Genomic DNA, 12,609 nt, shown 5'->3' with positions numbered 1-12,609 from the left:
TTAACGGCCTTAGGCCAAAGGTCCCAAATGGGTTTCACCTGATCGGGCATACGTAAATTACGACCTAAATCACTCCATCGCGTTGGATAATGAAAGTCTGAGCCCATAGATGCATGTAAATCATATTCTAAACAAAAGCTTAGCATTAATTTTCGTTGTTCGTTAGCCATTTGCGGTAATACTATTTCTAAACCATCACCTTTTGCCGCTTTAAATTGCACCACTAAGCGGCGTAACCATTTGGTTGATAAGTCATATCTAACCGGATGAGCAATCACCGCATTACCGCCAGCGTGATGAATAGCGGCAATAGCTTCTTCAATAGAACACCAGTTGGGCTTTACAAACGCGCGTTGGCCTTTGCCAATGTATTTATCAAAGGCTTTTTGCATATGATCAACATGGCCTTCTTGCAATAATATTTTAGCAAAGTGTGCCCGCGTTATAGAGCCTTGCCCTGCAAGTTCTTTCGCTTGCTCGTAGATGCCAGGGAAGCCACATTTGGTGAGTTTTTCACCCATGGTGGTGGCACGTAATTCTCTTGCTGCTTGCTGGCTGGCAATTAACGTTTGCAATTGTTCATTATTTTCATCGATGTTTAAGCCAACAATATGAATTTCAAAACCATGCCAGCTGGTTGATATTTCGATGCCATTGATGATAGTTAATGGATGATTTTTTTCTAGAATATAATCTTTAGCTATAGATAAACCTTTAACCGTGTCGTGATCGGTAATGGCTAAAACATTCAATTGGAAGTTAACCGCCCGTTCAACAAGCTCTTGCGGCGTCAGTGTTCCATCAGAACATTTGGTATGACTGTGCAAATCGACCCGTAGGCTATAATAATCAGCTAAATCAGAGGTTGACAATACAGTCATAATCGGTTCTTCTATAGGGGAATTAATTGCTAAGGCAATTTTACTGAGATGAAGACAATAATGATACAAGTAAAACAAACTATTTCGATGAATTGTTGGTGGCATAAATCTACATAAGTGGGTTGTGATGTTTACTTGTACGTAAAAATTCAAAAAGCCTGCTTATTTCATAATAAGTGGGCTTTTTCCTTTTTAGCTCAAAGCTAAAGTACTATGGCGAGAAAAACATGATTATTACGCGCGTTAAAAGTTGGTTTATATGGTGGCTATTGCCTATTTATGCAGGTTGACCATTAATTTAAATTAGACGTTAAAAGCTAGGAAAGAATATGAATCATCAGAATACGCTTACCATAGATAAGCAAACTGGCAGTGTTACCACACTATCAGAAACCGTTAAATATCAGACCGATCCCCTGGCGATATTTCACCAGTTAAGCCAAAACAGCGACAATAACTTATTATTAGAATCGGCTGAAATTGATAAAAAGCATCAATTAAAAAGCTTATTACTTACCGATGCGGCATTAAAAATAACCTGTCATGGCAATCTTGTTACGTTTGAAGCGTTAACGAACAATGGCCAATCGGCCCTTGAGTTTGCGCAACAGCATTTAGCTGAACACGCCTCATTAAGTGTTAAAGATAAAACACTTAGCGCAATTTTCCCCGAACTGACTCAACAACTGGATGAAAAATCGCGCTTACTCGCTATTAATCCTTTTCAAAGTTTGCGCTTATTCAACAAGCTTAAAAATAGCAATAATCACCCTTTTGCGATATTTTTAGGTGGTGTCTTCGCTTTTGACATGATGTCGATGACCGAGCAATTACCGACAGTAAGCCAAGGAGATAATACCTGCCCAGACTTCGTCTATTATTTGGCTGAAACCGTTGTGGTTATCGATCATGAAGCGCAATCAACTGAAGTTATTGGTAATATTTTTTCAGGAGAAGCGGCCAATAATAATCTTGTGACTATTCGCCAACGGTTAGCCGATATAAAAAGTATTTTGGCTCAACAATATATTGCTCAAGAAAGACCTGATGACAAGCCGATTGAAAAAAATGAAGTTATTAGCGACATCTCAGATCAACAGTTCTGTGACACGGTTAATCAGTTAAAAGAAAATATTCGCGCCGGTGATATTTTTCAAGTGGTACCTTCTCGTACCTTTTCGCTAAAGTGCTCAAATACCTTAAATGCTTATAAAGCGTTAAAGCAAAGCAACCCTAGCCCTTATATGTTTTACCTAAAAGACAGCGAATTTTGTATTTTTGGTGCTTCCCCAGAATCTGCATTAAAATATCAACATAAAAATCGTCAAGTAGAAATTTATCCCATTGCCGGAACTCGTCCGCGCGGACTTAATAAAGATGGTTCAATTTCGCTTGATTTAGACAGCCGCATTGAACTTGAATTACGTTTAGATAAAAAAGAATTAGCCGAGCACACTATGCTGGTTGATTTAGCTCGCAACGATATTGCCCGCGTTAGCCAAGCAGGTACTCGCTATGTTGCTGATTTATTAAAAGTTGACCGTTACTCTCATGTTATGCATTTGGTCTCTAGAGTTTGTGGCACCTTAGCGCTTGACCTTGATGCTCTACACGCTTATCAGGCTTGTATGAATATGGGCACTTTATCGGGAGCCCCAAAAGTAAAAGCGACACAATTAATTCGAGAAGTAGAAGGCAAACGTCGGGGAAGTTATGGCGGCGCGGTTGGCTATTTAACTGGTGACGGTGAAATGGATACCTGTATTGTTATCCGCTCAGCTTTTGTTAAACACGGTATAGCGCATGTTCAAGCGGGTGCCGGTGTTGTTTACGACTCAGACCCCCAGTCAGAGGCCAATGAAACCAAGCAAAAAGCACAAGCGGTCATTAATGCCATTCAACATGCAGAACTGTTCACTGTTGAGATCACTGCCGCCCCGAGTAGCGACAGCACTAAGCTAAATAACCTGTGCAAGGAGAGTAATCATGCATAGTCATCAAGAAGCCCCTGTTAATGGCAACGTAAAGATCTTCATGCTCGACAACTTAGATTCTTTTACTTACAACTTGGTCGATGAATTTCAATGTTTAGGGTTTGAACCGACCATATATAGAAACACCCTATCGGCAGATTTTATCTTTGAACAAATGCAAAAATCCACCAAACGAGTTTTACTCGTATTATCGCCCGGCCCAGGAGAACCCAATAAAGCCGGCTGTTTAATGGCATTAATAGCCAAATGTGCCGGTAAATATCCAATTTTAGGCATTTGTTTAGGCCATCAAGCCTTAGTTGAACACTATGGCGGTAAAGTTATCCGTGCACCTGAAATTGTCCATGGTAAAGCCTCGAGTATTACCCATCGTCAAACTGGTGTTTTTGACCAGATAAATCACCCGTTACCTGTGGCTCGCTACCATTCACTGGTAGCAAGTGAAGTCCCTAATACCATTGATATTATTGCTGAATATATCACATCTGAACAAATCAGTTTACCGATGGCCATTGAGCATAAAACAGACGTAGCCTTAGGATTTCAATTTCATCCAGAGTCAATCCTAACGACTTATGGCGGCACGTTATTAGCGCAAACTATTGATTATTTACTGGCTTCACCACACAAAGTAGCGGAAGGTTCTTATGAGTAAAATTTTACAACAACTCGTTGATGGAAATGATATTAGTCAGACTGAAGCTGAAGATTTTTTTAAAAATATGATCAAAGGTGAGGTTGAGCCCGTACTGTTAGCAAGTGTATTAACTGCCTTAAAAATAAAGGGCGAAACAGCTAACGAAATTTCAGGTGCTGCTCTAGCCGTAAGAGGCTCAGCAACTCCATTTCCGCAGCAAGAGCATAACGTTGCTGACTGTGTAGGCACCGGTGGTGATGGCGCAAATACCATTAACATATCAACTACTGCGGCAATTTTAGCCGCGGCGTGTGGCTTAAAAATGGCGAAACACGGTAACCGAAGTGTTTCTAGCATGTCTGGCTCCGCGGATTTACTGGAGGCCTTTGGCGTCAATTTAATGATGTCGCCAACGACAGCAAGTGCGTGTTTAGCACAAACAAATTTATGTTTCTTATATGCTCCGGCTTATCACCCGGGTTTTAAGCATGCTGCTCCGGTTAGAAAATCTATGGGGGTGCGCACTTTATTTAATATTTTAGGGCCATTAGTAAATCCTGCTTCACCGAGCACAATGTTACTCGGTGTTTATACACCAGGGCTTATCGATGTAATGGCAAAAAGTTTACTGTTAACTGGGGTTAAGCGTGGTTGGGTCGTTCACGGTAGCGGCTTAGATGAAATTGCTTTACACGGCGAAACGCAAATTAGCGAGATAGCCAATGGTCTATGTACAAGCCGAACCCTTTCTCCCGCTGATTTTGGTTTACCCAGTTATACATTAGAAGATATTAAGGGCGGTACGCCACAAGAAAATGCCGATTATATTCGCGCTATTCTCAGTGGTAATGGCAAGCCTGCTCATAATGCCGCCGTCATTATTAATTGTGCTGCCTTATTGTACCTACATGATAAAGCAACTGATTTAAAAATAGCCGCTAACATGGCAAGAGAAGTATTAGCTTCAGGTAAAGCATTAACGACTTTAGAAAATATGGTCGTGATTTCAAACTCAAATTCAGACTCAAAGGCAATGGCATAACATGGCAAATGTACTAGAAAAAATTGTTGCTGATAAACGTATCGAAATAGCGCAACGTAAAATTGATTTTCCATTAAGTGAATTTATTGACACTTTAGTACCCACTCAAAAAGATATGTATGGTGCACTTGATAGAAAAAAAGGTCACACGCATGCTAGTTTTATTTTAGAGTGTAAAAAGGCTTCGCCGTCAAAAGGTTTAATTCGTGAAAATTTTGACCCTAAGGCTATTTGTCAGATTTACGATAAATATGCTGCTGCTATTTCTGTTTTAACAGACGAAAAATACTTTCAAGGCACTTTTGAATATTTAAAAATAGTGACTGACTCGGTAAATTGTCCAGTACTTAATAAAGATTTCTTTGTTGATGCCTATCAAGTTTATTTGGCGCGATATTATGGCGCTGATGCGATTTTATTGATGTTAAGCGTTTTATCAGACCAAGAATATAAAGACTTATCTGCTATCGCTGAGCAATATAACTTAGCGGTCTTGACTGAAATATCTAACGATGAGGAGCGCGATCGAGCCATAGATTTAGGCGCTAAACTTATTGGTATTAACAACCGAGATTTACGCGACTTATCCACTGATATCGCTCGAACCTTTGACTATGCGCCGACACTACCGGCTGATCGCATCGTTATATCTGAATCGGGTATTTATACCAACGAACAAGTTCGCGAGTTAGCGCCAGCAGTTGATGGTTTTCTAGTGGGTAGTTCAATTATGGCAGAAGATGATATTGATTTAGCTTGTCGTAAACTCATTTATGGTAATAACAAAGTCTGCGGCTTAACACAAGTTGACTATGCCCAAAGTGCTGTTGATGCCGGCGCACAATTTGGTGGCTTAATTTTCGCTGAAAAGTCGCAAAGATATGTTAACGAACAACAAGCAACAATGATTGTCGAACAGGTTCCCTCTTTACGTTACGTCGGCGTGTTTGTTAATCATGCCATTGAAGAAGTGGCGAAACTTGCCCACAAGCTAAACTTATTTGCAGTGCAACTTCATGGTAATGAAACTTCACAATATATCACTTCATTGCAGCCATTACTTCCAAAAGGCTGCCAAAGCTGGAAAGCTTTACCGGTCGAAGACGAAGTACCTGAGTTAATCAGAAATGCGCAGTTTTATGTCTTAGATGGCAAAAATGCCGGCAGTGGTGAAACCTTTAATTGGCGAGCGTTAGCCGATTCTAGGCAAGACTTAAGCCATTGTTTTCTAGCAGGTGGGCTGTCTATCGATAATATTACACAGGCGGTTAGCCAGAAAACAGCACTAGATTTATTCGGTTTGGATCTCAACTCAGGCGTTGAAACAAGCCCAGGCGTTAAAAGCCGCGAAAAACTTCAACAAGTTTTCGCCGCCATTAGACACTATTAATAAGACCGAACACACAAATTAAGTAAATATTTATACGCTATAAATAAGTCACTTAGTTCATGTAACTCGTATAAAGCATTAGGAATAAAGAAAATGACAGAGCAAACAATTAAACAAGAGACGACCCAAGCAAAAGCAACGTTACCAGCCTATTTTGGCGAATTTGGTGGCATGTTTGTTGGTGAATTATTAGTCCCTGCCCTTGAGCAGTTAGAGCAAGCATTTATTGACTCACAACTAGACGAGAGCTTTTTAACTGAGTTTAATGACCTACTAACAAATTACGCGGGACGTCCAACCCCCCTGACCTTAACCCGCAATTTATGTAAAAATCCATTAGCTAAAATATATTTAAAGCGCGAAGACTTATTACACGGTGGCGCCCATAAAACCAATCAAGTCCTTGGTCAAGCACTACTAGCTAAACGTATGGGTAAAACAGAAGTTATAGCTGAAACAGGTGCTGGACAGCACGGCGTGGCTTCAGCCATTGCTTGCTCGTTGCTAGGTTTAAAATGTCGAGTATATATGGGCGCACTAGATTGTGAACGTCAACAACCCAATGTATTTCGCATGAAATTAATGGGGGCAGAAGTTATCCCTGTTACTGCAGGCTCCGGCACCTTAAAAGATGCCGTTAATGAAGCTTTGCGTGACTGGTCTGCAAACTATGAAAACGCTCATTACTTGTTAGGCACAGCCGCAGGTCCTCACCCGTTTCCAACTATTGTTCGTGAATTTCAAAAAATGATTGGTGAGGAAGCTAAACAACAAATCCTTAAACAAGAAGGTCGCTTACCTGACTATGTCATTGCTTGTGTGGGTGGTGGTTCAAACGCCATTGGTATATTCCATGATTTTATTAAAGAGAGCAGTGTAAAATTAATTGGTGTTGAAGCAGGTGGCAAAGGTGTTAATACCAACCAACATGGGGCAACCTTAGTTGCCGGTACAAAAGGCATGTTACACGGTAACTACACTTATATTATGCAAGATAAATCAGGACAAATAGAGGAGTCGTACTCGGTTTCAGCCGGTCTAGACTACCCAGCTGTTGGTCCACAACATGCCTTTTTAAAAGATACGGGTCGCGCTCAATATGTGCCCATTAATGACGATGAAGCGTTGTCAGCTTTTAAACTGTTAGCAATGAATGAAGGTATTATTCCAGCACTTGAACCATCGCATGCCCTTGCTCACACGATAAAAATGGCGGAAGCGGTTACTGAAGAAACCGTATTTCTTGTTAATTTATCAGGGCGCGGTGACAAAGATTTAGCGCATGTGCAAACAGTATTACAAGCTGAAAATGAAGTAAAAAGTCAAGGAGAAGCAAAATGAGCTTAGACACAACGTCAAATAAACAGATGACCACACGTTATCAGCAAACTTTTGCTCAATTAGCAAAAAAGAATCAAGGTGCTTTTATTCCGTTTGTGACCATGGGCGATCCAAATATTGAGCAATCATTTGAAATAATTAAAGCTTTAATCGATGCTGGTGCAGATGCATTAGAATTAGGTATTCCATTTTCAGACCCAAGTGCAGATGGTATTACTATTCAAATGGCGGCATTGCGTGCACTCAACGCTGGGGTAGACACTGATGTTTGCTTAACTATTTTAGCAAAAGTTCGTGCTTACGCGCCTGAAATCCCTATCGGTTTACTACTTTATGGAAATTTAGTTTTTGCTCGTGGTATTGATGTTTTTTATAAAGATATGGCTGCTGCTGGTGTTGATTCAGTGTTAATTGCTGATTTACCTTTGCGTGAAAGTGCCCCGTTCCGTGCTGCTGCACTAAAGTATGGTGTTGCGCCAATATTTATTGCTCCGCCTAACGGCAGCGAAGAAACATTAAAGCAGGTTGCAAAATATAGCTACGGCTACACCTACGTATTAAGTCGTGCGGGTGTAACCGGGGTGGATACCCCTAAAAGTGCATCAGCAGAAACCACTAATCCTGCTATTCATTTAATTGAAAAGCTAAAAGCAAATAATGCCTCACCGGGCGTGATAGGGTTTGGTATTTCTAACCCAGAACAAGTTAAAGCAGCACTTGCAACAGGTGCCGCTGGCGCGATAAGTGGTTCTGCAGTGGTTAAAATCATTGAAAATAACCTTGAAGATAATGTCGCTATGCTAGCGGCATTAACACATTTTGTTCAAGAAATGAAAGCAGCGACTCGTTAATAATAAACGCCTGTTTGATATCTATAAAATTAAGTAAAGCCAGCTGAATTAACATCAGCTGCCTTTATTCTTATCATTATACTTTGTTAACTTGCTAAGAAAATTTTATTAATAATCACGTTTAAATAATAGATATAATGCTATTGCATTATTTATCACTAGCGGATTTTTTCAAACTACAGCGAATGCCTTCGACAGTAATTTGTACAGATTTTTTCTAGGTCTTTTAAACACGCCACAAATATGTGAATATTTATCGTAAACTGATTTAAAGTCATCTAAATCAAAAGTAATAATGGCATGTATCGTATTGTTTAGCGGACTTTTTAACTTCGTTAGTTTTTCAAAAATAGCTTATCTGTTATCTAAACTTTAAAATCACACACCTAAATATATTAATAATTACGATACCATTCAATACAAGCTATATGATGAAAAAATTAAAGTATAAATTTAGATAAAAAAAACCTTTATATACCGGTAAAACTCCAGTAAATAAAGGTTTTAAACGTAATAGCAGGGTAATTAGTTACCCATTTTAGCCCAAGTATCGCGCAAACCTACCGTACGGTTAAATACCAACTTATCACCTTGTGAGTCTTTATTATCACGACAAAAATAACCTTGGCGTTCAAATTGAAAGGCTTGTTCAGGTTTAGCATTGACCAATGACGGCTCTACTTTAGCGTGACTGATGGTAATTAACGAATCTTCATTCATCACACTCTGAAAATTTTCTGCAGCAGCAGGATTTGGTACATTAAATAAACGGTCATATAAACGAATTTCTGCATCAATAGATTGCTGAGCAGCAACCCAATGAATAACACCTTTTGGTTTAGTACCATCTTCAGGATTTTTACCTAAGGTATCGGCATTATAATGACAATAAACGGTCGTAACATTGCCTTCGCTGTCTTTGTCACAACGTGTGGCGGTAACAACATAAGCACCACGTAAACGCACGGCTTTACCAAGCACTAGACGTTTATATTTTTTATTAGCTTCTTCACGAAAGTCTTCCGCTTCAATATAAAGTTCTGCGGCGAAAGGAACAATGCGGGTACCTTGTTCATCATCACTTGGATGATTTTTTACTGTTAATTCTTCTACTTGATCTGCTGGGTAGTTTTCTATTACCAATTTAATCGGGTCAAGTACCGCCATAGCACGAGGTGCATTGTCATTGAGGTCTTCACGAATACAAGCTTCTAAAACACCAATTTCAACGGTATTGTCCATTTTAGTCACGCCAATACGTTTAGCAAACTCACGTAATGAGCTCGGAGTATAACCGCGACGACGAAAGGCAGCAATCGTTGGCATACGCGGATCGTCCCAACCATTTACAAGCTTTTCATCAACTAACGTATGAAGTTTACGTTTACTCATCACAGTATATTCAAGGTTTAAACGTGAAAACTCATATTGATGAGGTACAACATCAATCGATACATTTTCAAGTACCCAGTCATATAAACGACGGTTATCTTGAAATTCTAATGTACAAAGTGAATGGGTAATACCTTCAATAGCATCAGATAAACAATGGGTAAAATCGTACATCGGGTAAATGCACCATTTGTCGGCTGTTTGATGATGATGAGCAAAACGAACGCGATAAAGAATCGGGTCACGCAAACACATAAAGCTTGATGTCATATCAATTTTAGCGCGAAGAACACATTCGCCTTCTTTACATTTACCGTCTTTCATTTTGGCAAAAAGTGCTAAGTTATCTTCAGCACTCGTATCACGATACGGGCTATTTTTCCCTGGCGCTTTGAGCGAACCACGATGTTCGCGTGCTTCATCCGCATTTAAGAAACAAACGTATGCCAAGCCTTTCTCAATTAATTCAACAGCAAAACCATGCAATTGATCAAAGTAATCAGAGGAGTAATGAACCTTACCCGCCCAATCAAAGCCTAACCATTTTACGTCTTCTTGAATTGAGTTAACGTAATCAATGTCTTCTTTTTCAGGGTTGGTATCATCGAAACGTAAATTACATAAGCCTAGGTAATCTTGAGCGATGCCAAAATTTAAACAAATTGCTTTCGCATGGCCAATATGTAAAAAACCATTGGGCTCAGGTGGGAAACGAGTTTGTACACTCGAATGTTTACCACTTTCAAGATCCGCATCGATAATTTGACGAATAAAATTTGTTGGGCGTTTTTCAGCTTCCGACATCCACAAAACCTCTAAAAAGAATTTAAACTACGTTATTTTTCGGCATTATAACAACTGTTAATCAAAGGGAATAGCGCTTATCTCGGCAAATTATAAATTTTACGCATTAAGGGCAAAAGTTGCTTAAGAATTAAATAAATATCGGCTTATTCCTAGAAAAATCAATTAACGTCTGATTATCATCAATAGGTATTTACGTAATCTCCATAAAAAAGAGAAGTACCAAACGGCACTTCTCTTTTATAAAGATTTTTTACTGCAATAACACTTTAGCTTAAGCTTTTTTATTCGCTATTTTTTATTCACTATATAAGTATCAACTAATTGCGCTAAAACATTTAAGGGTACTGGCCCATTGCGAAGTACCACATCATGAAATTCACGAATATCGAATTTTTCACCAAGGTCAACTTTAGCTTTTTCTCGTAATTCAATAATTTTTAACATGCCAATTTTATATGCGGTTGCTTGTGACGGCATAACAACATGGCGCTCGACCATTTTTACCGCGTCAGACTTAGCATTTGGCGTATTTGCTACATAATATTCAATACCTTGTTCTCGCGTCCATTTTTGCGTGTGAATACCCGTATCAACCACTAAGCGACAAGCTCTCCATAACTCCATGGCTAAGCGGCCAAAATCAGAATATGGGTCTTGGTATAAACCAATTTCTTTAGGGATCATTTCTGCATATAACCCCCAACCTTCGGTGTGTGCCGTATAACCACCAAATTTACGAAATTTTGGAATATCAGTGAGCTCTTGCTTAATAGCTATTTGCATATGATGACCCGGTATTCCTTCATGATACGCCAGAGCCGCCATTTGATATGTTGGCATCGCTTGCATGTCGTAAAGGTTGGCATAATAAACACCTGGACGAGAGCCATCAGGTGCAGGTTGTTGATAGAATGCTTTACCTGCCGATTTTTCTCTAAAAGCCTCAACCGCTTTAACTTTTAGTTTAGCTTTAGGTTTAGTTAAAAATAAACTGTCTAAACGTCCTTCCATATCATCAATTAAAGCAACAGCTTCGTCTAAGTAACGTTGTTTACCCACTTCATCAGCAGCGTAATAAAATTGTTTATCATTACGCATGAATTCAAAAAACTCACCAAGTTCGCCTTCAAAGCCAACCTTTTCCATAATAGTGCGCATTTCACCGTGAATTCGAGCCACTTCACTTAAGCCAGTTTGGTGAATTTGGTTAGCGGTTAAATCTGTTGTGGTGGTACGTTGTAATGCGTTATTAAAGAATGCTTCACCTTCTGGAAATTTCCAAGCGCCATCTCTATTGTCTGCTTTTTTTTCTAGCGTTTCTAAATAACTGACTAATTGCTGATAGCCCGGTTTTATGTTGTTCATTAATGCGGTATTAAGCGTTGCTAACAGCGTGCTTTTTTCAGCGACATTGATCTCAAGTTTATTCACCTTTTTAGTGAAGTCAGCTAAAATCGTACTGTCTTTTCCATCTTCAAATGGCGCACCTGCAAGAATATTTTGAGAGTCTCGAATAACGTGAGGAAAAACAAACTTAGGGGCAATAATACCTAGCTCTTCACGCAATTTTAGTTGTGTCGTTAATTGTTCTAAAAGTACTTTAGCACCCTGCACTCGAGCAATATAATCTTGTGCTTCTTTCACATTACTAATGGAATGCTGATTAATTAAAAATGCCGGTAAACTTGAATGTAAACCACGCATTTGATTTACAGGATAGTTATGAAAACGCCACTTATGGTCAGTAATTTTATTTTCTAATTTTTGTACCAATAAGTGATAGCTGATCATTGTCTGCTCATCGAGTTTGCTACTATCGATGGCTTTAACACGCTGAAGGTTTTCATGAGTAATCGCTAATTCCTTTAGCGTGTTTTCTTCTGAAATATCATCCCATTTATCATAATCAGTTTTTATACCTAAATAAGTTTGCATCATCGGGCTTCGTGCAACACCTTCATCAAAAATAGCATCAAATATTTGATTAGCTTCTTCTGATTCAGACAGTGCTTTAATCGCACTTTTCTTCTCAGCGTCCTTTGAACTTGTTTGTGGTGTATCAATACCTTTTTGTTCTGTGCAAGCGCCAAGTAATGAGCTAGAAATAGCTACTACCAGCAATGTACTTTTTAAAGTCATAAGTATCTCTTTTTATAGGAATATATAGTTACATTTCAATAACTGTAAATGTTCTGAATTAAAAATGCTTTTATCTAGTCTTGATCAAAAATAATAGTGTTGGCAATAGCTGTTCGACGAATCGCTTTGTAATTA

Annotated in this window: 9 protein-coding genes; 6 read left to right on the top strand and 3 right to left on the bottom strand. The window is 39.1% G+C overall.

Annotation, left to right across the window (positions count from 1 at the left end):
- The coding region (locus H4J67_RS04070) for an RNase RNM (protein ID WP_182202916.1) at nt 1-881 on the bottom strand (881 nt) is incomplete at its 3' end.
- 329 nt (nt 882-1,210) lie between these two features.
- Here H4J67_RS04070 and H4J67_RS04065 point away from each other — a divergent pair.
- The 6 genes from H4J67_RS04065 to trpA all read left to right on the top strand — a co-directional run bounded on the left by H4J67_RS04065 (nt 1,211) and on the right by trpA (nt 8,136).
- The gene (locus H4J67_RS04065; RefSeq protein ID WP_182202914.1) at nt 1,211-2,875 is read left to right on the top strand and encodes an anthranilate synthase component 1; all 1,665 of its coding nucleotides are present in this window, start codon (nt 1,211-1,213) and stop codon (nt 2,873-2,875) included.
- On the top strand, nt 2,868-3,530 hold the full coding sequence (locus tag H4J67_RS04060) for an aminodeoxychorismate/anthranilate synthase component II (RefSeq protein WP_182202913.1): 663 nt from the start codon (nt 2,868-2,870) through the stop codon (nt 3,528-3,530). The genes H4J67_RS04065 and H4J67_RS04060 overlap by 8 nt, the downstream gene beginning before the upstream one ends.
- Nucleotides 3,523-4,554, top strand: coding sequence for an anthranilate phosphoribosyltransferase (gene trpD, locus H4J67_RS04055; RefSeq protein ID WP_182174804.1), 1,032 nt, complete (start codon nt 3,523-3,525; stop codon nt 4,552-4,554). The genes H4J67_RS04060 and trpD overlap by 8 nt, the downstream gene beginning before the upstream one ends.
- 1 nt (nt 4,555) lies before the next feature.
- On the top strand, nt 4,556-5,944 hold the full coding sequence (gene trpCF / locus H4J67_RS04050) for a bifunctional indole-3-glycerol-phosphate synthase TrpC/phosphoribosylanthranilate isomerase TrpF (RefSeq protein ID WP_182174801.1): 1,389 nt from the start codon (nt 4,556-4,558) through the stop codon (nt 5,942-5,944).
- 93 nt (nt 5,945-6,037) lie between these two features.
- Nucleotides 6,038-7,285: a tryptophan synthase subunit beta gene (gene trpB, locus H4J67_RS04045; protein ID WP_182174798.1), complete on the top strand. Its 1,248-nt coding sequence runs from the start codon at nt 6,038-6,040 to the stop codon at nt 7,283-7,285.
- Nucleotides 7,282-8,136, top strand: a complete 855-nt coding sequence (gene trpA, locus H4J67_RS04040) for a tryptophan synthase subunit alpha (protein ID WP_404842773.1) — start codon at nt 7,282-7,284, stop codon at nt 8,134-8,136. The genes trpB and trpA overlap by 4 nt, the downstream gene beginning before the upstream one ends.
- 525 nt (nt 8,137-8,661) lie before the next feature.
- Here the strand turns inward: trpA and glnS are convergent.
- The gene (gene glnS / locus H4J67_RS04035; RefSeq protein WP_182174795.1) at nt 8,662-10,332 is read right to left on the bottom strand and encodes a glutamine--tRNA ligase; all 1,671 of its coding nucleotides are present in this window, start codon (nt 10,330-10,332) and stop codon (nt 8,662-8,664) included.
- 291 nt (nt 10,333-10,623) lie between these two features.
- Nucleotides 10,624-12,474 (bottom strand): DUF885 family protein, encoded by a 1,851-nt coding sequence (locus tag H4J67_RS04030; protein WP_182174793.1) that lies wholly within the window; start codon nt 12,472-12,474, stop codon nt 10,624-10,626.
- Between the last annotated feature and the right edge of the window lie 135 nt (nt 12,475-12,609).

This window comes from Colwellia sp. BRX10-4 (assembly GCF_014077465.1).
Taxonomy (GTDB): domain Bacteria; phylum Pseudomonadota; class Gammaproteobacteria; order Enterobacterales; family Alteromonadaceae; genus Colwellia_A.
This window is presented reverse-complemented; position numbering and strand designations above follow the sequence as displayed.

Excerpts from the sequence above, each read along its gene's own strand:
- H4J67_RS04030 (WP_182174793.1), bottom strand. The coding sequence starts at position 12,474 with ATGACTTTAAAAAGTACATTGCTGGTAGTAGCTATTTCTAGCTCATTA.
- H4J67_RS04060 (WP_182202913.1), top strand. The coding sequence starts at position 2,868 with ATGCATAGTCATCAAGAAGCCCCTGTTAATGGCAACGTAAAGATCTTC.
- trpD (WP_182174804.1), top strand. The coding sequence starts at position 3,523 with ATGAGTAAAATTTTACAACAACTCGTTGATGGAAATGATATTAGTCAG.
- trpB (WP_182174798.1), top strand. The coding sequence starts at position 6,038 with ATGACAGAGCAAACAATTAAACAAGAGACGACCCAAGCAAAAGCAACG.
- glnS (WP_182174795.1), bottom strand. The coding sequence starts at position 10,332 with ATGTCGGAAGCTGAAAAACGCCCAACAAATTTTATTCGTCAAATTATC.
- trpA (WP_404842773.1), top strand. The coding sequence starts at position 7,282 with ATGAGCTTAGACACAACGTCAAATAAACAGATGACCACACGTTATCAG.
- trpCF (WP_182174801.1), top strand. The coding sequence starts at position 4,556 with ATGGCAAATGTACTAGAAAAAATTGTTGCTGATAAACGTATCGAAATA.
- H4J67_RS04065 (WP_182202914.1), top strand. The coding sequence starts at position 1,211 with ATGAATCATCAGAATACGCTTACCATAGATAAGCAAACTGGCAGTGTT.